General features: G+C 39.6%; 20 protein-coding genes and 1 pseudogene. 5 read left to right on the top strand and 16 right to left on the bottom strand.

Translation table 11 applies throughout. The features are described from left to right. The first annotated feature begins 14 nt into the window (after positions 1 to 14). The 3 genes from ACIFUW_RS00740 (at position 15) to ACIFUW_RS00730 (ending at position 3,877) form a co-directional block, all read left to right on the top strand. Positions 15 to 1,607, top strand: a complete 1,593-nt coding sequence (locus ACIFUW_RS00740) for an ABC transporter permease subunit (protein ID WP_002297081.1) — start codon at positions 15 to 17, stop codon at positions 1,605 to 1,607. Positions 1,608 to 1,619: 12 nt separating this feature from the next. Continuing rightward, positions 1,620 to 2,360 carry an amino acid ABC transporter ATP-binding protein gene (locus ACIFUW_RS00735; RefSeq protein ID WP_002294240.1) on the top strand — a complete coding sequence of 247 codons (741 nt, stop codon included), beginning with the start codon at positions 1,620 to 1,622 and terminating at the stop codon, positions 2,358 to 2,360. 167 nt (positions 2,361 to 2,527) lie between these two features. Further along, on the top strand, positions 2,528 to 3,877 hold the full coding sequence (locus ACIFUW_RS00730; RefSeq protein ID WP_002294242.1) for an amino acid permease: 1,350 nt from the start codon (positions 2,528 to 2,530) through the stop codon (positions 3,875 to 3,877). Between the two features lie 127 nt (positions 3,878 to 4,004). On the opposite strand, the gene ACIFUW_RS00725 is transcribed toward ACIFUW_RS00730, so the two are convergent. Then, positions 4,005 to 4,595, bottom strand: a complete 591-nt coding sequence (locus tag ACIFUW_RS00725) for a TMEM175 family protein (protein ID WP_002297079.1) — start codon at positions 4,593 to 4,595, stop codon at positions 4,005 to 4,007. 146 nt (positions 4,596 to 4,741) lie between these two features. On the opposite strand from ACIFUW_RS00725, the gene brnQ reads away from it, so the two are divergent. Then, complete coding sequence (gene brnQ, locus ACIFUW_RS00720) at positions 4,742 to 6,094, top strand: branched-chain amino acid transport system II carrier protein (protein WP_002294246.1); 1,353 nt, start codon at positions 4,742 to 4,744, stop codon at positions 6,092 to 6,094. Between the two features lie 677 nt (positions 6,095 to 6,771). Here the strand turns inward: brnQ and ACIFUW_RS00715 are convergent. From ACIFUW_RS00715 to treR, 7 genes are all read right to left on the bottom strand, one after another. Then, positions 6,772 to 7,146, bottom strand: coding sequence for a hypothetical protein (locus ACIFUW_RS00715; protein WP_002289815.1), 375 nt, complete (start codon positions 7,144 to 7,146; stop codon positions 6,772 to 6,774). Between the two features lie 116 nt (positions 7,147 to 7,262). Then, positions 7,263 to 7,745 (bottom strand): low molecular weight protein-tyrosine-phosphatase, encoded by a 483-nt coding sequence (locus ACIFUW_RS00710; RefSeq protein ID WP_002289814.1) that lies wholly within the window; start codon positions 7,743 to 7,745, stop codon positions 7,263 to 7,265. A 51-nt stretch (positions 7,746 to 7,796) separates the two neighbouring features. Continuing rightward, the gene (locus tag ACIFUW_RS00705; protein WP_002289813.1) at positions 7,797 to 8,375 is read right to left on the bottom strand and encodes a TetR/AcrR family transcriptional regulator; all 579 of its coding nucleotides are present in this window, start codon (positions 8,373 to 8,375) and stop codon (positions 7,797 to 7,799) included. 28 nt (positions 8,376 to 8,403) lie between these two features. Continuing rightward, positions 8,404 to 9,405, bottom strand: a complete 1,002-nt coding sequence (gene ruvB, locus ACIFUW_RS00700; RefSeq protein WP_002289812.1) for a Holliday junction branch migration DNA helicase RuvB — start codon at positions 9,403 to 9,405, stop codon at positions 8,404 to 8,406. Between the two features lie 12 nt (positions 9,406 to 9,417). Next, on the bottom strand, positions 9,418 to 10,020 hold the full coding sequence (gene ruvA / locus ACIFUW_RS00695) for a Holliday junction branch migration protein RuvA (RefSeq protein WP_002290528.1): 603 nt from the start codon (positions 10,018 to 10,020) through the stop codon (positions 9,418 to 9,420). A gap of 169 nt (positions 10,021 to 10,189) precedes the next feature. Further along, positions 10,190 to 10,636 carry a peptide-methionine (R)-S-oxide reductase MsrB gene (msrB, locus tag ACIFUW_RS00690; RefSeq protein WP_002294252.1) on the bottom strand — a complete coding sequence of 149 codons (447 nt, stop codon included), beginning with the start codon at positions 10,634 to 10,636 and terminating at the stop codon, positions 10,190 to 10,192. 76 nt (positions 10,637 to 10,712) lie between these two features. After that, positions 10,713 to 11,426, bottom strand: coding sequence for a trehalose operon repressor (treR, locus tag ACIFUW_RS00685; protein ID WP_002294254.1), 714 nt, complete (start codon positions 11,424 to 11,426; stop codon positions 10,713 to 10,715). A gap of 222 nt (positions 11,427 to 11,648) precedes the next feature. Between treR and treP the strand changes: the two genes are divergently transcribed. Further along, complete coding sequence (gene treP, locus ACIFUW_RS00680; RefSeq protein ID WP_002297133.1) at positions 11,649 to 13,637, top strand: PTS system trehalose-specific EIIBC component; 1,989 nt, start codon at positions 11,649 to 11,651, stop codon at positions 13,635 to 13,637. Positions 13,638 to 13,721: 84 nt separating this feature from the next. Here treP and ACIFUW_RS00675 read toward each other — a convergent pair whose 3' ends face one another. The 8 genes and pseudogenes from ACIFUW_RS00675 to ACIFUW_RS00640 form a co-directional block, all read right to left on the bottom strand. Beyond that, positions 13,722 to 14,282 (bottom strand): Maf family protein, encoded by a 561-nt coding sequence (locus tag ACIFUW_RS00675; protein ID WP_002294256.1) that lies wholly within the window; start codon positions 14,280 to 14,282, stop codon positions 13,722 to 13,724. Between the two features lie 21 nt (positions 14,283 to 14,303). Beyond that, positions 14,304 to 16,412 (bottom strand): DNA mismatch repair endonuclease MutL, encoded by a 2,109-nt coding sequence (gene mutL / locus ACIFUW_RS00670; protein ID WP_002297134.1) that lies wholly within the window; start codon positions 16,410 to 16,412, stop codon positions 14,304 to 14,306. A 17-nt stretch (positions 16,413 to 16,429) separates the two neighbouring features. Then, complete coding sequence (mutS, locus tag ACIFUW_RS00665) at positions 16,430 to 19,075, bottom strand: DNA mismatch repair protein MutS (RefSeq protein ID WP_002297135.1); 2,646 nt, start codon at positions 19,073 to 19,075, stop codon at positions 16,430 to 16,432. Next, a complete protein-coding gene (locus tag ACIFUW_RS00660; RefSeq protein ID WP_002297137.1) occupies positions 19,059 to 19,472 on the bottom strand; it encodes a YlbF family regulator in 414 nt (137 codons plus the stop codon). Before ACIFUW_RS00660 ends, mutS begins: the two co-directional genes overlap by 17 nt. Beyond that, positions 19,450 to 20,247: a TIGR00282 family metallophosphoesterase gene (locus tag ACIFUW_RS00655; RefSeq protein ID WP_002297139.1), complete on the bottom strand. Its 798-nt coding sequence runs from the start codon at positions 20,245 to 20,247 to the stop codon at positions 19,450 to 19,452. Before ACIFUW_RS00655 ends, ACIFUW_RS00660 begins: the two co-directional genes overlap by 23 nt. Before the next feature lie 407 nt (positions 20,248 to 20,654). After that, positions 20,655 to 21,428, bottom strand: coding sequence for a Cof-type HAD-IIB family hydrolase (locus ACIFUW_RS00650; RefSeq protein ID WP_002294261.1), 774 nt, complete (start codon positions 21,426 to 21,428; stop codon positions 20,655 to 20,657). A gap of 19 nt (positions 21,429 to 21,447) precedes the next feature. After that, entirely contained in the window at positions 21,448 to 22,083 is a 636-nt protein-coding gene (locus ACIFUW_RS00645; protein ID WP_002297142.1) for a DNA alkylation repair protein, read from the bottom strand. Positions 22,084 to 22,110: 27 nt separating this feature from the next. Next, positions 22,111 to 22,722, bottom strand: a pseudogene (locus ACIFUW_RS00640) (formate/nitrite transporter family protein); the annotation flags it as partial. Positions 22,723 to 22,735: the final 13 nt, after the last annotated feature.

The following is a 22,735-nucleotide window of genomic DNA, read 5'->3' as shown; positions in this document are numbered from 1 at the left end:
AAAGGGAGAAAAAAATGAAAAAAAATATGGTTTCAGTTGCCGTACTATTTGCTTTTGTCTTCTCACTATTCAGTGTGGGATCTCTGGCAAATGCAGATGAAAAAACACCGAGCGATGAGTTTCGCGTAGGTATGGAGGCTGGGTATGCACCCTTCAACTGGTCTCAACAAACAGATGAGAATAATGCCTTGCCAATTCAAGGCCAAAATAGTTACGCCGGCGGTTATGATGTTCAAATCGCTAAAAAAGTAGCAGATGGTTTAGGGAAAAAATTAGTCATCGTCCAAACGAAATGGGATGGTCTGGCTCCTGCCCTTCAATCAGGCAAGATCGACGCGATCATCGCCGGAATGAGCCCTACTGCTGAACGACGAAAAGAAATTGATTTTACCGATCCTTATTACGAATCACAATTAGTAGTAGTAGTTCAAAAAGATAGCAAATATGCAAAAGCAAAAAGTTTAGCAGATCTTTCTGGAGCAAAGATTACTGCTCAGTTAAATACATTCCACTATACTGTGATCGATCAGATACCAGATGTGCAGAAACAACAAGCAATGGATAATTTCTCAGCAATGAGAACAGCTTTAGCTTCTGGAATGATCGATGGTTATGTCAGCGAACGTCCGGAAGGTGTAACGGCAACTAGTGTGAACAAAGACTTGGAAATGCTTGAATTCAGCGGTGCAGATGGCTTCCAGACAAACCCGGAAGATGTTCAGATTTCTGTTGGTATGCGTAAAGGCGACCCGGATATCCAAAAAGTAAACCAGATTCTTTCTGGCATCTCTAACGATGAACGAACCAAAATTATGGACCAAGCAGTCAAAGATCAGCCTGCTGCAACTGATAGTGAAGAAAAACCTGGCATCATTTCTGATTTCACTACGATTTGGAAACAATACGGCAATATGTTCTTACGAGGTGCTGGACTTACCTTGTTCATCGCATTGATCGGGACAGTTGTCGGTACTACACTTGGATTACTGATTGGTGTCTTCCGTTCGGTACCTGAATCAGGAAATGCACTGACTCGCTTCTTCCAAAAAATCGGAAATGCACTTCTTTCTATCTATGTCGAAGTATTCCGCGGAACACCGATGATGGTACAAGCAATGGTCATCTTCTACGGTCTGGCACTCGCTTTTGGCATTTCATTGAACCGAACGATTGCCGCTTTGTTTATTGTCTCTCTCAATACTGGAGCTTACATGACAGAGATCGTTCGTGGGGGGATTTTTGCAGTAGATGAAGGGCAGTTCGAAGCTGCGCAAGCCATTGGTATGACCCATGGCCAAACGATGAGAAAAGTTGTTATTCCACAAGTTTTACGGAATATCTTGCCAGCAACAGGAAATGAGTTTGTTATCAATATCAAAGATACAGCAGTTTTAAGTGTAATCGGCGTAGCTGATTTGTTCTTCCAAGGAAACTCTGCTTCCGGTGCGAATTTCCAATTCTTCCAAACATTTACGATCGTCGGGATCATCTACTTAGTCATGACCTTTACGATCACCAGAATCCTGCGGGCGGTAGAAAAGAAAATCGATGGTCCTTCAGCTTATACCAAGCTTGAAGAAATCGACAATTCAAATTTGCAGGAATAAGGAGGAAGAATCATGAATGAAAAAATTATTGAAATCAAACATCTAAGAAAAAGCTTCGGTGAAAATGAAGTATTGAAAGATATCAGCGTAACAGTCAATAAAGGTGAAGTTGTGACGATCATCGGTTCTTCCGGTTCTGGTAAATCTACTTTCTTGCGCTGTATCAATTTACTGGAAAAACCAACAGGCGGCGAGATCATTTATAATGGAGAAAATGTATTAGCTCCTAAATATAATTTACCTAAATATCGAACGAATCTAGGTATGGTTTTCCAATCCTTCAACCTGTTCAACAATATGAATGTCTTGGAAAACTGTATGTCTGGTCAAACAACTGTCCTGAAACGAGATAAAGAAACTGCCAAAAAAGTAGCAATCGAAAATCTGGAAAAAGTTGGTATGGATCGTTATATCGAAGCCAAACCAGCACAATTATCTGGTGGACAGAAACAGCGTGTCGCAATTGCTCGGGCATTATCAATGAATCCAGATGTATTGCTATTCGACGAACCTACTTCGGCGTTAGACCCTGAAATGGTTGGCGAAGTGCTTAATACGATCAAAGACTTAGCACATACTGGCTTGACAATGCTTATCGTGACGCATGAGATGGAATTTGCAAAAGATGTATCTGACCGTGTCATTTTTATGGATAAAGGTGTGATTGCAGAAGAAGGTACACCAGAAGATATCTTTGTCCATCCGAAAGAAGAACGTACAAAAGAATTCCTTTCACGTATTTTAAATGCTTAGGATCAATAGCTGATTGGGACAAAGAGCTGCGGTGTTTACCGCAGTTCTTTTTTATGAATTACTCATAAAAGGTAAATTTCTGAAAATTTTGGAATCTTAGTTGTGTTTTTCAGAAAACTCTTTTAATATGGAAGTAATTAAACTTTTTTAGTTAGGATGATTTAAAAATGAATGAAGAGCAAGAACTGCAGCGTGGACTGAAAAATAGACATGTCCAACTGATTTCTATTGGCGGAGCGATTGGAACGGGGTTGTTTTTAGGTTCCGGAAAGTCTATCCAGCTAGCTGGCCCTTCGATATTGCTCGCCTATCTTATTACTGGATGCATCTGTTTTTTCATTATGCGTGCGTTAGGCGAACTTCTGTTATCAAACACCAATAACCATTCTTTTCTGGATTTTGTTGCAGAATATCTTGGCAAAAAAGCGGCTTTCATCACTGGCTGGACGTATTGGTTCTGCTGGGTATCGATTGCAATGGCCGATTTAACAGCCATCGGAATGTATGTACGCTACTGGGCGCCTGGTGTTCCTCAGTGGCTTCCTGAACTGATTGCATTAGGTCTTCTTCTTTGCTTGAATATGGTGGCTGTCTCATTGTTTGGTGAGTTAGAGTTTTGGTTTGCATTGATCAAAGTTGTAGCGATCATTGCCTTTATCCTCGTAGGAGCTTATATGATCCTCACCCACTATACGACAGATATTGGCACAGCCAGTATCACGAATCTATGGTCTCATGGCGGATTCTTTCCAACTGGTGCAAAAGGATTTATCTTAGCTTTCCAAATGGTAACCTTTGCTTTTGCTGGGATAGAATTAGTTGGATTAGTCGCTGGAGAAACAGAAAATCCTGAAAAAGTGTTGCCGGAAGCTATCAATAATATTCCTATCAGGATCATCTTATTTTACTTAGGATCTCTTTTTGTCATTATGGCAATCTATCCATGGAACAGCTTGAATCCAGATAACAGTCCATTTGTAGAAGTATTTTCGGAAATTGGGATCACGATTGCTGCTTCCTTGATCAATTTAGTCGTATTAAGTGCAGCAGCTTCTGCCTGCAACAGTGCAATATATAGTACAGGACGTATGCTTCGTTCTTTAGCGCAAGAAGGCAGTGCCCCTAAAAAATTCAAAAAGTTAACAACACATCATGTGCCAGGGAATGCTTTGACATTTTCTACTATCGTCATTTTCATTTCTGTTATCTTGAATTACGTGATGCCTAGTGAAGTATTCACACTAGTAAGCAGTATTGCCACTACTTGTTTCTTGTTTATCTGGAGTATGCTTGTCTACACGCACATGAAATATCGTAAAAGTATCCTCGGCAAAAAAGCTCATTCATTTAAAATGCCGTTGTACCCATTTAGTAATTATCTGGTATTTCTTTACATGGCCTTTGTGTGTGTCGTCTTGTTCCTAGGAAAAGATACGAGAATCGCTTTATTACTAACACCTGTGTGGTTCTTGCTTCTATTACTAATCTATCATATGAAATATGAACGTAAGAAGTAAGAAAGTAGTTGTGACAGAAGTGGTCAGCTTCGAGAAATAAGAAGGAATTTACGAAAATTGCTTCTTAAATTTTTGTGAAATTTCGGCTTATTTCTTGGAGTTAAAAGCTTCTGTCCCAGCCTCTTTTCTATTTCCCCGGAAACAACCGCTGATAATAGGCATCTGCTTTTTTATAGGAAAAAATCCAAATACCAGATACAAAAAAACGTCCGAATAACCCGATCAACGGTACAAAAAAGACACCGGCAATCAAGCATAAGTTAATCATCATGGAGATAAGACTTCGACGGTCCTTTGACAAAACTCTCACGACATGGGAATCTGGTTTATTTGCTTTCATGATTTGCCTCATCAAGATACCAAAAGAAAAACTCCACATCGTGTATACTAAGACATAAGCCATCTCAGGCCAAAAAGCTTCAGGGTTACGCCCGACCCAACTAGTAACAGAAGGACATAAAGTCAGCCAAAAGAGCAAAAAGATATTCGACCAGACCACTCGGTAATTAATTCGTTCTGCCATCTGAAATATACGATGATGGTTCACCCAGATCACCGCAACAAATATAAAGCTGATGGTATAAGCTAATAATGTATTTCGGATGACCCATAAAGAATGAAAGCTAGATGTATTAGGGATCTTGATCTCTAATACAAGAACTCTCAAAACAATGGCTACCACTCCATCAGTAAATGCTTCTAATCTCGACTTTGTCACGATGATTCCTCCTCAGATGATTCAGCGCTTTTATTTTATCACTTACGTTATTAAATAACCGTCGTTTTATATAGGAAATTTTCTGAAAATTGTTGCATATTTTTCGAAATTTTGTTACTTTTAAAAAAACCGTAAAGGAGTTATGTATGACAAAAAAATTATCATTTAAAGACTATCTTTTTATAGGCTCCATGCTTTTCGGTCTATTTTTTGGTGCTGGAAATCTTATCTTTCCCGTTCATTTGGGTCAAGAAGCAGGCGCTGCTACCTTTTGGGCGAATCTAGGTTTCTTGGTTACCGGTATCGGTCTTCCCTTCTTAGGGGTGATTGCCATTGGTGTATCGAAAAGCTCAGGTGTATATGAATTAGCAAAACGGATAAATCAAACATATGCGATGGTTTTTACCATCTTGCTTTACTTAGTTATCGGACCGTTTTTTGCTTTACCTCGCCTTGCAACCACATCTTTCGAGATTGGTTTAGCACCATTTATCGATCCTAGCAGACAGACGCTATATCTAGCAATTTTCAGTATTGTATTTTTTGTGCTGGCTTGGTGGTTTTCAAGAAAACCGACAAAGATATTAGATTATGTTGGAAAGTTCCTGAATCCTGCATTTTTGGTTTTATTAGGTGCTTTGCTTCTCCTTGCTTTTTTGAATCCACTAGGTTCTGTAAATCAAGCGCCTATTCAGCCAAATTATCAAGAGCATGCTTTTTTCACAGGGTTTACTCAAGGATATAACACATTAGATGCGCTTGCTGCTTTAGCATTTGGGATCATCATTGTCACAACAATCCAAAACATGGGTGTAACAAAACCTGCTGAAATCGCTAAAGACACGATCAAATCTGGTGCGATCAGCATTATATTGATGGGAATCATTTATACTTTGCTCGCTTATTTAGGTGCTATGAGCTTAGGTAGCTTTGCTCTAAGTGAAAATGGCGGGATCACGCTGGCTCAGATTGCTGATCATTATTTAGGTACTTATGGCAGTATCTTATTAGCATTTATCGTTATATTAGCTTGCTTGAAGACCGGTATTGGTTTGATTACAGCTTTTGCAGAAACATTCACAGATTTGTTTCCGCAAAGAAATTACGCATTCTTTGTTGCACTTGCTAGTATCCTTCCTTGTTTAGCGGCAAACGTAGGCTTGACGAATATCATTCAATTTTCGTTGCCTGTTTTGATGTTCATCTATCCATTAGCAATGACACTGATTTTACTAGTGTTAGTTGGTCCTTTGTTTAAGCAGCGTACGGCTGTTTATCGAATGACTACTTATTTTACATTGATTGCTTCGATTTTTGATGGGTTGAACGCTTGCCCAGAAACTATCAAACAAACACCTATTGTTCAAAATCTTTTATATGTTGCGGAAAGCTACTTGCCGTTTTTCAAATTGGGGATGGGGTGGATCGTACCAGCAGTTATCGGTTTTGTTATCGGACTGATTTGGAGTTTCGCTAAGAAAGAAGAAGTAGCAGATTGATAAAAGAGGTTGTGAAAGAGACGTTCAGCCTTATTGCCGATAGGCTGTCTCTTGAACACTGTTTATTGAGAGGTCGTGAAAAAGCCGCTCAGTTTCGAGTATTAAGAAATATTTTTTGAAAATGGCTTCTCACATTTTTGCATAAATTTGACTTAATACCGAGAAACTGGCTTTTGAACACCGTTTATTGAGCGTCTATAAACTGACCTGAGTATTAGAGAAACAAAACGGCAAAGTAGCTCCATATACTTTGCCGTTTTGTTTTGAACTAATACCGAAGAGAAGCTGATCAAACAACATTTCTTTTATAATATAGATTTTAGACATATATATGATATAAAAATAGTTTTCGCAAAAAAACTTAACAACTTTCGAAAACTTTCGTCACAAAATATTCACAACTAGTGACTATTATATAAGCATACCAACAAACAACCCTAACAACACTTTTTCATTTTTAACTCCTTATCCTGCTAGCTCCCCGGCTAGCAGGACCTTTTTTTATCAAAAAAACTTGTACCATCCAATCGATTCAACTAATCAACCCAATGCTGTCATGCTGTGATACTCATCCTAAAACGTTCCGTTTTACTGATATCAGCTTAAAGCATTCGGTTATTTTTGATTAGTAATGATTGATGGTACAAGCTCATACGTGCTTTTCTATCTGGTATAAATTATTTTGATAACCGTTCCTGTTCCCCTGCTGGTGAAAGGATTGTTATTTTTTCAATTTGTTCTACAGGAACCATCCGGATCTGCTGCTCTTCGTTTTGTAGGCGGATCATCACTCGGTCTTTTTCGACCGTTTTTGTCGCCACCCAGCCTGAGATCGTTTCATACTTGCTACTCAAACGATTTGCTCTTACTTGTAAGATAACTAGACTATGTTCAGTAGCAGCTTTTTGCAGCTCAAGAATAAACTTTCCTTGCAATCGTACATTCTTAGCATGTTCTTCAGTGTCATTTACAAAAGAATCAAAAAGTTGATACGAAGTATGAGTAACTAACTTCGTAAGCTTCTTCATTGGCGATACTGTCTCTTCGTTCATCGAATGCACTCCTCCTTTAGCTAAGAAAGTGTTACTTAATTAATTTTATTTTACCTAACATTTTACAAAAAAACAAGGAAATGCTCTAACATCGCCTTAAAAAGAAAGCGTTAACTTTACAAATTGTTTGTTATTTTATTTTCATCAATCCAAATATTCCACCAATGATTCAGGCCTTCTGTGATCAAGTGATATGTCTCATCAAAGTTATTGGTATAGTATGGGTCGGGAACATTTTCTTTTTCTTTTCCAGGAATGCTACTTAAAAACAAATGGATTTTCCCCTGCGCTGAGCGTGGTGCTCTTCGTTTCAGTTCTTCTACATTTTCTTGATCCATGCCAATGATCCAATCAAAAGTTTCAAAATCGTGGGGTGTGATTTGCCGAGCAACCATATTCGTCATATCTACTTTTTCTTGGTTTAATATTTTTTTCGTTCCAGGGTGCGGTGTCTTTCCAACTTCATACGTGCTTGTAGCAGCAGAATCCACAAAAAATTCTGCTTCCCTTCCTTCTAATGCTATTCGTTTTCTCAGCAAGCCTTCTGCCATCGGTGAACGGCAAATATTTCCCAAACAAACAAATAAAATTTTTGTCATTTCCCCATCTCCTTTTAGCGATTATTGCTTTTCCAACAAAAAATTTTTCTATTACTGTTCTTCCAACTCTTCTTTTGCATAAAGACGATAAGAATATAATTCCGTATCCTTGGCTAAACGGAAAAGCTGCATAGCGATTTCCATCGGTGTTTCTTCATATTCATTCGTGATCCAATTGACTAATACACCACTGCAACCGTAAGAAAAAAAACGAGCATAAAATAGTTTGTCTCTTGCAGAAAGTTGTCTTTCTTCATCCATTTGTTCAAAAATCTTGATAAATGATTTTTGGATCAGTTGAGAAAACTCTTTTTGTAAAATTTCTGGGTCAGAAAGCACAGTATTTGCATAAAATTCTTTCTTCTCAGCAATTGCTTTCAGCATTTTCAATGCTTGCTCTTCCCAATTATCAAGTGAAAGACATTGTGGATCTAAATAATGCAATGCATCCTCACAATAGACCCAACGAAGCAAATCGTATTTATCTGTAAAATGATAATAAAATGTTTGTCGATTGATTTTTGCTTCGTTTGCGATTTTTTGGACGCTGATTTTTCGAAAAGATTGCGTTTGGCACAAATCAATCAATACGTTTTTGATCAATTGTTTCGTACGTGTTGTATCACTCATTCATTTTCCTCCAATCTAAAAGCAAAAATCATATATGATAGTCGTAACCAAAATGTTCATAGGCATAAGCAGTAGCAATTCGCCCTCTAGGTGTACGCTTTAAAAATCCTTTTTGGATCAGATACGGTTCATACATATCTTCTACCGTCTCACGCTCTTCTCCTATGTTTACTGAAAGCGTACTTAACCCTACTGGTCCGCCGCCATATAACTCGATCATTGTTCGCAACAATTTCTGGTCAACATAATCCAATCCAGCCTGATCGACCTGTAGCAAAGTAAGTGCCTGATCCGCTATAGGACGATCGATTTTCCCGTCTCCTTGGACTTGCGCAAAATCACGAACCCGTTTGAGCAAGCGATTAGCGATTCTAGGCGTTCCTCGTGATCGGCGAGCAATTTCCAATGCCCCTTCTTCAATGATCTCTGTTTGAAAAATATCCGAAGAACGTAAAACGATCTCCTGCAGATCCTGTTCGTCATAATATTCCATATGAGAAATGATGCCAAATCGATCTCGTAAAGGTGCAGAAAGCATACCTGCCCGTGTCGTCGCGCCAATCAAAGTAAAGGGAGGAAGAGGGAAATGAACCGGATGTGCGGTTGGCCCTTGTCCTACCATGATATCTACATAGAAATCTTCCATAGCTGAATAAAGCATCTCTTCTACCACTCTAGGTAATCGATGGATCTCATCGATAAACAGGACATCCCCTGCTTCCAGTTCATTCAAGATTGCTACTAAGTCACCCGGACGTTCGATAGCAGGGCCACTCGTCGTACGAATATTTACGGTCATCTCATTAGCAATGACCATGGCCATCGTCGTTTTTCCTAATCCAGGAGGCCCGTACAACAGAACATGATCTAAAGGTTCTTCCCGATTTCTGGCAGCTTCGATGTAAATCTGAAGTTCTTGTTTGACTTTTCTCTGTCCGATATATTGAGAAAGCAGCTGTGGTCGAAGAGATTTTTCCAAACTCAGTTCATTTTCGCCAGATTCTGGTGATAACAAGTATTCATCTGTCATTTGGTCTCCTCCTTATTTTTTCATCATTAGCTTGAGTGCTTGGCGTAGATACTCATCCGTTGTCTGATTATCTACTTCTTTTAATTGTTTTTCTACACGTTTGATTTCTCGATCACTGTAACCAAGAGCCGAGAGAGCTTCCATTGCTTCAGATAGAGCTGTAGCGTCTTTTGTGTTTGCTTCATCAAATAGACTAAAAGGTGTATCGATACTCAGCTCACCGAATTTTCCTTTTAGATCCAAGATCATTTGTTGTGCTGTCTTTTTCCCTACTCCTGGAAATTTCGTCAAATAAGTGACATCACTGGATTCTACTGCTTGAATCAAACCGGAGTGGTCTTCGCTTGCCATGATTGCAAGGGCACTTTTCGGACCGATTCCTGAAACACTTACTAATCGCAAAAACAGTTGCTTTTCTTCTAGCGAATCAAATCCATACAGAAGATGCGCATCTTCACGTATTACCTGATGGACATAAATTTTTATTTTTTGATTTAGTTTGCTACTGTAGCGGTAAGGATTTCCTAGTGCGATCTGGTAGCCGATACCATTGGTTTCTACTACTATGTAATAGGGGTTGATAAAGGTAACCACACCTGTCAGATATTCATACATATTCTAGTCCTCTTTCTTTTGCACACATACGTTCCCTTTATTGTAGCACATTTCACCTTGTGAAAAAAGGAGTCTAGGGAGCGTTTCTTTCAAATAGCAATCGCTTGAATAAAAAAAGAGCGGACGATCGAGTAAATCCCCGTATTGTACCGCTCTTTGTGTATTTCCATTATTCTACAAGTGATTTGAATTCCCCATAACCTAATTCATCCATCTTTTCATATGGAATGAATTTCAGTGAGGCAGAATTGATGCAGTAACGTAGACCACCTTGATCTACTGGTCCATCGGTAAACACATGTCCGAGATGAGAATCTGCTTCTTTGCTTCGAACTTCTATTCGATGCATGCCATGAGAAAAATCGGCTTTTTCGCGCACTTGTCTTTTCGTTATTGGTTTGCTGAATGATGGCCAGCCACAACCTGCATCATATTTTTCTGCAGAGCTGAATAACGGTTCACCGCTGACGATATCTACATAGATCCCCTTTTCGTAAAAATCATCATATTTCCCGCTAAATGGTCGTTCTGTTGCATTTTCTTGTGTGACTGCATAAGCCATGGGTGATAACTTTTCTTTCAGTTCTTCTTTTTCTGGTCTTATTGGTTTATCCATTAAAAATGCCCCCTTTGTGATCCTATCATAGCGCCAAAGTGGACAGATGCCAACAATTTGCTTTCTTTTGAACTATTTACACTTTTCGGCGTCGGGCAAACTCAACGAAACGGAATTTATCTAATCGGTGAACCGACTCAGAATACTCGAAACAGCGGGTATCTTCCAGATGAACGAGGCTTCTGACTACTACTGCATAAGTGTCATCGTGAAGATCCATCGCTGTTTTCATGATTTCCGTTACTTCTTCTACTGTGATCTCCTTTTGCGCGTAAGCAATCGTCAAAGAAAGCTCATTTTCAAAATATTCATAGATCGATCCTTGTGCTTGTGCTGGAGTTAAAATAGGAACGATTTCCTTTAATAGATAATCGGTGTCTAATATAACTACTTCGCCATTGATTTTTCTTTCGCGTATCAAATGCCAAACAGGCGCACCGATCTCCCAGCCAGTGATCTCGTTCAATGCTTTTGTCACTTCTGTTTCTTCTAACGTATGGATGATCGTTTCACTTGGAATACGTTGGGTCTCCTGTAGCTCTTTATAGCTAGTCAATCCAGAAATAGGAAAGTCGAAGCGATTCCGATCCAGTACGATCGAACCTTTTCCTTGTTTTTTTTGAATATAACCTTCCGTAGTCAAAAGATTCAGCGCTTTTCTAATTGTTTCTCGTGAAACACCATAAATTTTGATCAATTGGTTCTCACTGGGTAAAAGCGAATGCGGAGGATATTCTTTCGCTAAAATTTTCTGTTCCAAATCTAAAAAAATTTCATTGAACTTATTCATGTTTTTTCCCTCACTCGTTCTTCCATCATTTCTTCACTATACTACAGCTCTTTTTGTATTTCAATGTTCCTATTTTTAAGAAAAGCTTATTTTAAGCTTTTTAAAACGATATCATTTTCTCTCGTACTTTTTAATAAAACGCTTGCAATTCTCTCCGAAAAAAAGTATAGTAAATGAAGAAACAACTTGCATAGACAAGTTAAGAGAAAGGGGTTTATTGATATGGCAAAATATCAAGCAGATGCCGAGAAGCTGTTACATGATATCGGCGGAAAAGAAAATATTGCTGCAGTTAGTCATTGTGCGACTCGTATGCGTTTTGTCCTGAATGATCCAGGAAAAGCGGACGAAAAAGCGATCGAAGATATACCTAGCGTAAAAGGGATGTTCACGAATGCAGGACAGTTCCAAGTCATCATAGGAAACGATGTTTCTACTTTTTATAACGACTTCGTTGCAGTATCTGGAGTTGAAGGGGTTTCCAAAGAACAAGGAAAAGCAGCTGCAAAACAAAACCTTCATCCCGTTCAACGTGCTATTGCCGTTTTAGCAGAAATCTTTACACCACTGATTCCTGCAATCATTGTCGGTGGATTGATCCTTGGATTCAGAAATGTACTTGAAGGTATCCAGTTTGAAAGTCTTGGTGGAACAATCGTTGAACACTCGAAGTTTTGGAATGGTGTCAATGCCTTTTTGTGGTTACCCGGTGAAGCAATTTTCCATTTTCTTCCAGTAGGTATCACTTGGAGTATTGCAAAAAAGATGGGTACTACACAAATATTAGGAATCGTTTTAGGAATTACGTTAGTTTCTCCGCAATTATTAAATGCTTATAGTGTAGCTTCCACAGCCGCAGCAGATATTCCATTTTGGGATTTTGGTTTTGCTCAAGTCCAGATGATTGGTTATCAAGCGCAAGTTATTCCAGCCATGCTGGCAGGGTTTATGTTAGCGTATCTAGAAATCTTCTTCCGCAAATATATCCCTCAGTCGATCTCGATGATTTTTGTTCCATTGTTTTCATTGTTACCAACTGTTTTAGCTGCACACGTTATTTTAGGTCCTATCGGCTGGACAGTCGGAAGCTGGATCTCAAATATCGTAAATACTGGATTGACGTCTTCTATCAGCTGGTTGTTTAGTGCCGTATTCGGATTCCTGTATGCTCCTTTAGTGATTACTGGTCTCCACCATATGACCAATGCCATCGATATGCAGCTGATTGCAGATTTCGGATCAACGAATTTATGGCCGATGATTGCTTTATCAAATATCGCCCAAGGCTCTGCAGTCTTAGCCATCATCTTCTTACATCGTGGGAATAAAAAAGAAGAACAAATCTCGATTCCAGCAATGATTTCTTGTTACTTAGGCGTAACTGAACCTGCTATGTTCGGAATCAATTTGAAATACGTCTATCCTTTCGTCGCTGCAATGGTCGGCTCTGGATTAGCTGGCATGTTTGCTAACTTGATGGGTGTTCGAGCTAACGCGATCGGAGTAGGCGGTTTGCCAGGAATACTAGCTATCCAAGCAGAAACATGGGTACCTTTCATCATCGCAATGATCATTGCTGTCATCATTCCATTTGGCTTGACGATCATCTTTAGACGTCAGGGAATTTTGAATAAGATTGATCCTGCTGTTCCTGAAAATGCTGCTGATGTACAACTTCAAACAGCAAATGGCGCAACAGCAACGCCACAGTCTTTCGAACCTGTTTCAGCAACTGGTACGGCAGTTGCAACAAAAGAAACATTATTCGCAGTCGCTGCAGGGACCATCAAGGAAATAACTGAAGTAAATGACCCAGTTTTCTCACAAAAAATGATGGGTGACGGTTATGCTGTCGAACCGTCAAACGGCAAAGTCTATGCACCAGTAAACGGTAAAGTGACGAGTGTCTTTGAAACAAAACATGCCATTGGTATTCTTTCTAATGAGGGGCTGGAAGTACTTGTTCACATGGGATTAGATACTGTTGAACTAAAGGGTGTTCCTTTCAATGTATTCGTGAAAGAAGGATACCTTGTCACACCAGAGACCCTGATTGCTGAAATGGATTTGCCAGAAATAGAACAAGCTGGCAAGAAAACTGACATTATTGTTGCTTTGACCAATAATGAAAAAGTTGCAGGACTTTCTCTTGACCAATCAGGACTTGTTCGCCCGGGCGAAGCAGTCGGTAAAGCTGAAGTAAAATCTTAGTCAGAGTAGATAAGTAATCTTTTCAATAAAAAAAACGGGCTATCATGGATTTTCAATCGAAAATCAGATAGTCCGCTTTTTTGTTTAAATGAATGTTTTCAGTGCCTGATTGACAGCACCAATCGGAAATCCTACGATACTGTAATAATCTCCAGAAATTTCTTTGACGAATACACTCGCAGCATTTTGGATGCCGTATGCCCCTGCCTTATCCGCATAATCCCCCGTCTCCAAGTAGCGTTTGATCTCTTCGTCTGTCAAAGGATAAAAAGTGACATGTGCTTCTGCTAGTATCCGTTCTTCTCGTTCCTTTGTTTTTAAAACAACAGCTGTATATACAGTATGTGTTTCCCCGCTTAGTTTTTTCAGCATGAATTCAGCCTCAGCCAGATCTTCTGGTTTACCCATGATCTCTTGATTGAGAACAACAGTCGTGTCACTGGCAATCACTAAATGGTCTTCTTTTTCATCTTGTTCCCAGACAGTTCGTGCTTTTTCTTCAGCCATTCTACGAACATAATCGACGGGCTGTTCGTCTGGAAATGGCGTTTCATCGATATCAGCAGGTTCAATCTCGAATTCTGAAACGATATGAGCCAATAACTCTTTTCTTCTTGGTGATTGGGATGCTAATACAATCTTCATGTTTTCCCTCTTCTCTTTGACTTAATGCGGGTCTTGGATTCGTTTGAACATCCTTTCCATATCCGAATTGGTAAAGTGAATCAATACTGGACGGCCATGGGGACAATTGAAAGGATTTTCGCATCGTGCCAGATCCTTCAGCAGCACACGTGCTTGTGCTTCATTCAAATAATGGTTGGCTTTAATCGATCGTTTGCAACTCATCATGATTGCTGTTGCTTCACGGAATTTTTTTACACTCACACTTCCAGTTGTCAGCAGCATATCGATCATCTCCCGAATAATCGATTCTTCTTCTCCATTGGGATACCAAGTAGGATGGGCCCGTACAATAAAGCTGTTTTGACCAAATTCTTCTAAATAAATCCCTGCATCTTCTAGCAAGTGTTTTTGCTCTTTTAATTTCAAAGCATCACTGTTTGGATAGTCTAACACAAATGGAACAAGCAATTCTTGCAGATCATCAGATACTTCCCCAATTTTTTCCCGGAAATATTCATACTTAATGCGCTCTTGGGCAGCATGCTGATCAATGATGTACAACCCATCGCTACTTTGGGCAAAAAGATACGTTCCGTGCATCTGTCCAAAATATTCCAACTGAGGAAAACGTTGTACTGGTTTTTCCGTTTCTAATTTCTTGATGGCTTGTTCTAATGTTTTGTCGTTTCCTTGAGTGAAATCAAATTCAGGATGGAGTGTCAATTCTTCCTCGTAAATCTTTTCATCCTCTTCTACGGATTTATCTGCTTGTTCTTCATTTGTTTTCTCCATGTTATCCACAATGGGAAATTCTTTCTTTTCAGATTTTTCCACTGTTTTTTCTACAAAGTTATCAACATTTTCACCAAACTTATCCACCGTTTTCGCTGTTTTTTCTGGATAAGTGGTGTTTTCTTCAGAAAAACCAGAATAGTTTTCAACATTTTCCACAGACTTATCAACAATTCTGTCAACAAATGTGTTCTTTAGTTCTTCTACGAAAAAGGTACCTGTCTCTCGATCAAAATTCAAACTACTTGGCTTTTTAGGTTTTTCTTCTTCAAAAGCGTAGGACAAATCGATTTCGATTTGTTCTGTTTTAGGCTGATCAGGTACTTTTTTCTTAAACCGTAGATTATCCGCTGCACTTGGAATCAGATTTTCTTGAGACAATGCTTTTTGAATGGCGTTACTAATTAGCTCTGTTAGTTCTTTTTCCTTCGACAGCCGGACTTCCTGCTTCGTCGGATGAACATTTACATCTACTAAAAGCGGGTCCATTTTGATTTCCAATACAGCAATAGGGAAACGACCGACCATTAATTTTGACCCATAACCTGCAACGATTGCTTTATTCAAGGAAAAGTTCTTGATAAAACGTCCATTGATGATCGTCGATAAGTAATTCCTACTGGCACGAGTCACCTCAGGCAATGAAACATAGCCAAATAACTCAAAATCTAGATCTTTTCCTTCGATTTTCAGCATTTTTTTTGCGGTAGATAATCCGTAGATTCCCGCAATTGTTTGTTTCAGATCGCCATTTCCAGCAGTTGCCAGCATTTTGTTTCCATCATGTACTAAACGAAAAGCAATCGATGGATGACTCAATGCCAGTCGATTGACGATGTCCCCGATGTTCGCTAATTCTGTGTGCAGTGTTTTCACGTATTTCAAGCGGGCTGGCGTATTGAAAAACAGATTGCTGACGGTAATCTTCGTTCCTTGACGCAGTGGTGCTGGTCGATGCTCAATAACTTCTCCGCCTTTCAGCGACAGATAGGTGCCTTGTTTTTCTTCCTGATTCGCCGTTTCCAGAGTCATTTCAGAAACAGAGGCAATACTTGGCAAAGCTTCCCCTCGAAAGCCCAGCGTTCGTATGCGAAAAAGATCGTCGCGATTATGGATCTTACTTGTCGCATGCCGCTTGAAGGCATTCTCTACGTCGTCTGCCAAAATGCCTTCTCCGTTATCAATCACTTGGATCGTCCGCAGTCCCGCTTCTTCAACTAAGATATCAATCTGAGTACTGCCGGCGTCAATTGCATTTTCCACTAATTCTTTCACAACGGAAGCTGGTCGCTCCACTACTTCTCCCGCAGCGATCTGATTAGCTAAACGTTCAGATAATTCTTGGATTTTGGCCATCGATATCCGCCTTCTTCCTACAGTTGTTTTTGTAATTCATATAATGTGTTTAGTGCATCCATTGGCGTCATTTCTAGTAAATTTATTTGCTTCAGTGATTCAATGACTTCTGTTTCATTTTCGGATAATTCACTGAATAAAGAAAGCTGTTGGTTTTCTTCTTTTACACGGTCTTGTATATGGTCTTGATTTACTTTTTCTGCAGGTGGTTTTATTTGCTCCTGTTTGGCTGTTTTAGTTTTCTCTTCTACTTCAGCTGGAACAGTATGGTGTCCGTTATCGCCATTTTCTAGCGTATGCAGGATATCTGCTGCTCGTTCTAGTAGATTGGAAGGCAATCCTGCGATCTTTGCCACATGTATGCCGTAGCTTTTATCCGCAGGTCCATCCATCATTTTATGCAAGAAGACAACTTCTCCGTCTTTTTCAACGGCTCCAACATGGACATTTTTAAGCTGCGGAAGTTCTTTCTCAAGTACCGTCAGTTCATGATAATGAGTAGAAAAGAGTGTTTTTGCTTGTACATGACGATGGATATATTCGATGATTGCTTGGGCCAACGCCATTCCGTCATAGGTTGCTGTTCCTCGCCCTAGTTCGTCAAACAAAATCAAACTGTTTGGCGTAGCATAACGCAGGGCTTGATTGGCTTCCATCATCTCTACCATAAAAGTACTTTGTCCAGCAATTAAGTCGTCACTTGCACCAATTCGGGTAAAAATCCGATCAAAAATAGGTAAAACTGCTTGTTTTGCCGGAACGAAACAGCCCATTTGCGCCATCAGAACAGTTAATGCCAACTGTCGCATATACGTACTTTTACCAGACATATTCGGTCCTGTAATCAGCAAGATCATTTCGTCTTCTGCCATTTCTACGCTGTTAGGGATATATTCCTGATGTCCTAATACTTTTTCTACTACAGGATGTCGTCCGTCTTTGATCAGAAGCTGATGCTTGTCACTGACAAGTTCTGGCCGAACATACTGATAGCGTTCGCTGATCGTTGCAAAACTTTGTAGCACATCTACTGCACTGATTGCTTTTGCAAGTACTTGTAGCGGCTGGATAGCCTTTTTGACTTCTTCTCTCACAGCTAAAAACAACTGATATTCTAAATCAACAGATTTTTCTTCTGCTTCGAGGATTTGTGTCTCCAATTCTTTTAGTTCTGGTGTGATGAAACGCTCTGCATTTGCTAAAGTTTGTTTTCGTTCATACTTCTCCAGTTCTGCATTTCCAAGATTTGCTTTTGTAATTTCTATATAATAACCGAAAACGCGGTTAAATCCGATTTTTAAGTTCTTGATTCCTGTTTCTTGACGCTCTTTTGCTTCAAGTTCTGCCAACCATTTCTTTCCGTTTCTCATAGCAGAACGGTACATATCGAGCTGCTCATTGAATCCATCTTTGATGATGTTTCCTTCCGTTATTTGTAACGGCGGATCATCTTGGATAGCTTGGTCGATCAATTGGACGAGATGGTCCATCGGCTGCATTTCTGAAAGCAGACTTTGCCATTGACCTTGATCGATTCCTTCAATCAACCCTCTGATCATTGGCACTTGTTCTAAAGAAGTTTTCAGCTGGATCAAGTCTCGCCCATTGACATTACCGAAAGCTACTCGACCTGCTAGGCGTTCCAGATCATAGACTTTCGTTAATGCTGACTGCAAATCGATACGTTCAAAATAGCTGTCTAGCAAAGAAGCGACCATTTCTTGTCTTGCTTTAATTTGTTTTGCCTGGATAAGCGGACGGTCTAGCCATTGTTTTAGTAAACGGCCACCCATTGCTGTTTTTGTTTCATCTAACAACCATAGAAGAGTGCCGTGCTTTTTCCCAGTCCGAATAGATTGGCTTAATTCTAGGTTGAATTTTGAATAATAATCCATTTTCAAAAAATGATCTGGTTGGTATTCTACTGCTTTTTGGATATGAGCTAAACTCCGCTTTTGTGTCACCGATAAATAAGTCAATAGTTTGCCGGTTGCTTCTTTTTCCAGCGGATCGACTAGTTCGCTTGTCAAAAAGCTAAATTCCGCGTTTTCTTCCATCTCATTTTGTTGAGAAAAGACTAGCCCTAAACGCCCGCTTAGCTGTTCACGAAGGGTATCAGTGATCTCACTGCCTAATACGAGTTCTTTTGTCTGCAATGCAGAGGCTTCATTTAAAACAGCTTCTTCATCATGCAACCGAGCCGTCTTCAATTCTCCCGTACTTAAATCGGCATAAGCAAAGCCAAATTCATTTCCTTGACTAACTACAGCTGTTAAAAAATTGTTGTCTTTTGCCGACAATCCTTTGCTGTCCATGACTGTACCAGGAGTGACTAGCTGGATCACTTCGCGCTTGACCATCCCTTTAGTCGTCTTTGGATCTTCTACCTGCTCGCAAATCGCTACTTTATAGCCTTTTTCAATCAAGGCATCGATATATCCTTGTGCTGCATGGTGAGGTACACCGCACATAGGAATAGGTTCTTCTGCATTTCGATTTCTGCTCGTCAACGTTAATTCCAAAAGCTGTGACGCTTTGATCGCATCTTCGTAAAATAGTTCATAAAAGTCTCCTAAACGATAGAACAAAAAAGCATCTTGGTATTGGGCCTTGATGCTTAGATATTGTTCCATCATAGGAGTATTTTTAGTTTTTTGAGGCATGTTTTTCCTCCTCTATTTGTCCATTGATTTCTTCTTGTATCATAGTTGTTAAATGATGAAGCAGATCATCTGCTTCCAACAGCTGTTTTCTATAAGCTACAACAAGCGGATGCTGATCAAATTCTTGCATGAATTGATCCGCTTGTTTGATTGCTTCTTTTTCTGCTGCTGGTTTGTCATAGTGGGCAAAATGAACAGCATCTTTTTGCGCTTGTTTGATTTTTTCTCTCAACTCAGCTAAATACTGGTTTTGCTGGATCTTTTCTTCAAGTTCTTTGTAGCGAATGATCGTTTCATTCTCTCTTAAAAGTTTTGTCAGTTTCCTTACTTCTTTTTGAATTTCCGGCTCCTGCTGCAAAAAACTGCCTCTCTTTCTACTCCATGAACGGTCGATCATCGTTGATCTGAATCAGCTGGATTTCTTTTGCATGACCTGTCGTATCATCCAATTCCAAGATACAGCCGCTTAAAATCGATCGGCCTTGTTCCACAACTTCAAAACGTTTTGGTAATGCAGTCAGAAACTTTTCGATTACAGGTTCTCTGCGCATACCCAAAATACCATCATAGGGACCTGTCATCCCAACGTCTGTCAGATACGCTGTTCCTCTTGGCAAAATTCGCGCATCATTTGTCTGAACGTGTGTATGTGTACCGACCACTGCTGAAACTTTCCCATCTAAAAACCAGCCCATTGCTTGTTTTTCACTTGTTGTTTCTCCATGAAAATCTACAAAAATGATCGGCGTACGTTTTCTGGCTTCTTCTACCAGCTCATTCATTTTACGAAAAGGATCATCCAAGTCCACCATAAAAGAACGAGCCTGCATGTTGATCACTGCCAGTTCGACTTGGTTCACTTTGACAAAGACCATCCCTTGTCCAGGCGTCCCTTCCGGAAAATTTGCCGGACGAACCATCTTTTTAGCTTCATTTACAAACTCAAAGATTCCGCGGTTGTCCCACGTATGATTCCCCATCGTCACGACATCTACGCCGTCTTGCAAAAATTTTTTATAGATTTTTTCTGTGATTCCACGTCCAGAAGCGGCATTCTCACCATTTACAATCGTTACTTGCGGACGGTACTTCTTCTTCAATCTAGGAAGATATTCAGTAATCATCTCTCGTCCCATTGAACCTACTACATCACCAATAAACAATACCCGCACACTAAATTCCTCTTCTCTTTTAACATCACTCTATATTATAGTTGTTTTCAATAAGAAAGAAAAGGTCAAACAAAAGGAACTCTTTCCTGGTATTTCTTAGTTTTGAAAAATAAAATAAAAAAATGGGACTATGACAAACATCTTGTCACAGTCCCATTTCCCGAATAAACGTTGTTTCATCTACTTCTTCAGAAATAAGCCGTAATTTTACAAAAATTTGAGAAGCAATTTTCGTAAATCCCTTCTTATTTCTTGAAACTGACCACTTCTGTCACGACCTCTTCCTTAAACGGTGTTCGAAAGCTTGCATCTGCGGTAATAAGCCCAGAAAAACGAAAAATAGGAGGAGCTATTTTTGTTTGGCTGGGCTTATTACTTGATGCAGAACAGCTTTTTCACAACCTCTTTTAAATCACGCTTAACTCTTTCAATGCCTTCCAAATTCCATCCTGATCGTTTGTATCAGTGACCATCTTAGCTTCTGCTTGTACTTCTGGCACAGCATTCCCCATAGCTATCCCAATTCCTGACATGCGCAACATTTCACGGTCGTTTTGTCCATCGCCAAAGCTGATGATGTCTTCATGAGGGATGCCTACTTGTTCTGCTAAGTGCAGAATTGTCGCTGCTTTAGAACCATTTTTAGGTACGACATCTACACTGTTCTCATGCCAGCGGACAAATCGAATTTTATCATATGAAGAGAACTTCCCATCATATGTTTGATCGAAAAATGCTAACGCTTGGTATATTTCTTGTTCCTCTGCAAAAAACTGATCTAATTCAGGCAAGACAGCACCGAAAGAATGCATCGCTTCTTCCATCACCGTTACATCATTGGAAGAAGAACGCTTGATATTGTCTAAGCTGACAAAAGCTGTATCGATCTGCTCATGATGCGCTTCTTGAACGAACGCATCCAACTGGTCGCGATCTAGTAAATTCTTATATACTTGTTCATGGTCTAAAAAACCGGCCGCTCCATTACATAAAATGTAGTTCGTAAAATCAAGATCGCGAATGATCTCTTGCGCATGAAATCGGCTCCGCCCTGTAGCAATCGTGACCAGATGACCGGCTTTGCGTAATTTTTCCAATGCTTCTCTTGTGCTATCTAAAGCTTGTTTGTTTGAATCTAACAACGTTCCATCAATATCAAAAGCAAATAATTTGCGTCTCATCTCTTGTCGTCTCGCTTTCTTATAAATACTTACTTGCCTCTCGAACAGCTAACTTACTCAAATCTGTTGTCAGCTGTCTTTTTACCCAATCGGCATCGGTCTTACTATAATCGCGTAATGCCCAACCAATTGCTTTTTGGATAAAGAATTCCTTTGTTTGACGATCTTCGTCTATTGCTCGGATCAATAGTCCTGTGTCTGTTTGCTGTTTATAACCTAATTGCAACGTGATTGCTATTCGACGTAGCCAAAAATCTTCCTTTTTTTCAAACAATTGAAAGACTTCTTCACGCTGCTCTGGGTAGGCTTTACACCATGTGCTGTATACTTTTCTCCAAGAGTCGATGCTGTCCCACCATTCTTTTTTCTGAACTAGTGGCAACAATACGACTAAGTCTTCAAATGTAAGCCGTTTGATGTTTTTCTGGACTAAATCGATCGCTACATACTGATACTCTCTTTCGATTTGTTCATAATAATAATGAACAAAAGCTAAAACTTCAGAAATAGATAAATTTTTGCTCTCATCCAGTAACGGTTGTTGTAAAAGAGCGCGTTCCGGCTTAGGTACTCCAGCAAAGGAAAAAAGATTTTTCATGTACTTTTCCATTTGTAACGCTTTTTCCTCATTTTTTGGAAAAACTAAAACTTCCATGGCACTTCCCCTTTAATGAACGACTTTTTAGTCCACATAGGATGATTTTGACTGATTCAGCCAAGCATATCCCAGTCCCATTACTAAACCGCCACCAATATAATTTCCTGCCAAAGCAAAAAACAAATTATGTAACACATTGCTGACTGTCATTCCATCCATCTGTCCGTGAGAAGCAAAGTAAGTAAGCGTAAAGGCAGGAAAATTCGCTATCACGTGTTCATATCCTAAAAAAGCAAAAATGAAAATGATGAATACGACTGTGATCACTTTTCCGACATCCTCTTTCATCCGCATGCTGATCAGTACAGCGGTATTGACAACGATATTCGCAAACATCCCTTCCACCAAAATCGTTGCTGAAGGTTTTGCTAGTTTTACTGCTATTGATTCTAACATAAAGTTGTCCAACGTTAAATCTTGAAATGGCGTAGTCATAGAAATTAGAAATCCACATAATATACCGCCAATCATATTGAAAAAAATACAGGCAAATAGAATCTTGGCTGCCTTACTTAAAGCAAGTCTCTGCCGAAAAACACCCACGGTCATATAAAGCATATTCGATGTTCCTAATTCGGCGTTCATGTATAGAATCATGACCAGACCCCAGCTGAACATAAATGCGTATAAAACCCGTGGTGCTAGTTAA

The organism is Enterococcus sp. PLH-Efm8 (assembly GCF_053011625.1).
Note: the sequence above shows the minus strand (reverse complement) of the source record. Positions and strands in the feature narration are given on the sequence as shown.

Coding starts and splice junctions, on each gene's coding strand:
- ACIFUW_RS00730 (WP_002294242.1), top strand. CDS start 2,528: ATGAATGAAGAGCAAGAACTGCAGCGTGGACTGAAAAATAGACATGTC.
- mutL (WP_002297134.1), bottom strand. CDS start 16,412: ATGGCCAAAATCCAAGAATTATCTGAACGTTTAGCTAATCAGATCGCT.
- ACIFUW_RS00715 (WP_002289815.1), bottom strand. CDS start 7,146: ATGAACGAAGAGACAGTATCGCCAATGAAGAAGCTTACGAAGTTAGTT.
- ACIFUW_RS00660 (WP_002297137.1), bottom strand. CDS start 19,472: ATGATCGACCGTTCATGGAGTAGAAAGAGAGGCAGTTTTTTGCAGCAG.
- ACIFUW_RS00710 (WP_002289814.1), bottom strand. CDS start 7,745: ATGACAAAAATTTTATTTGTTTGTTTGGGAAATATTTGCCGTTCACCG.
- ruvA (WP_002290528.1), bottom strand. CDS start 10,020: ATGTATGAATATCTGACAGGTGTGGTTACCTTTATCAACCCCTATTAC.
- ACIFUW_RS00740 (WP_002297081.1), top strand. CDS start 15: ATGAAAAAAAATATGGTTTCAGTTGCCGTACTATTTGCTTTTGTCTTC.
- treP (WP_002297133.1), top strand. CDS start 11,649: ATGGCAAAATATCAAGCAGATGCCGAGAAGCTGTTACATGATATCGGC.
- ACIFUW_RS00645 (WP_002297142.1), bottom strand. CDS start 22,083: ATGGAAGTTTTAGTTTTTCCAAAAAATGAGGAAAAAGCGTTACAAATG.
- ruvB (WP_002289812.1), bottom strand. CDS start 9,405: ATGACAGATGAATACTTGTTATCACCAGAATCTGGCGAAAATGAACTG.
- msrB (WP_002294252.1), bottom strand. CDS start 10,636: ATGGATAAACCAATAAGACCAGAAAAAGAAGAACTGAAAGAAAAGTTA.
- ACIFUW_RS00650 (WP_002294261.1), bottom strand. CDS start 21,428: ATGAGACGCAAATTATTTGCTTTTGATATTGATGGAACGTTGTTAGAT.
- ACIFUW_RS00705 (WP_002289813.1), bottom strand. CDS start 8,375: ATGAGTGATACAACACGTACGAAACAATTGATCAAAAACGTATTGATT.
- ACIFUW_RS00735 (WP_002294240.1), top strand. CDS start 1,620: ATGAATGAAAAAATTATTGAAATCAAACATCTAAGAAAAAGCTTCGGT.
- mutS (WP_002297135.1), bottom strand. CDS start 19,075: ATGCCTCAAAAAACTAAAAATACTCCTATGATGGAACAATATCTAAGC.
- brnQ (WP_002294246.1), top strand. CDS start 4,742: ATGACAAAAAAATTATCATTTAAAGACTATCTTTTTATAGGCTCCATG.
- treR (WP_002294254.1), bottom strand. CDS start 11,426: ATGAATAAGTTCAATGAAATTTTTTTAGATTTGGAACAGAAAATTTTA.
- ACIFUW_RS00675 (WP_002294256.1), bottom strand. CDS start 14,282: ATGAAGATTGTATTAGCATCCCAATCACCAAGAAGAAAAGAGTTATTG.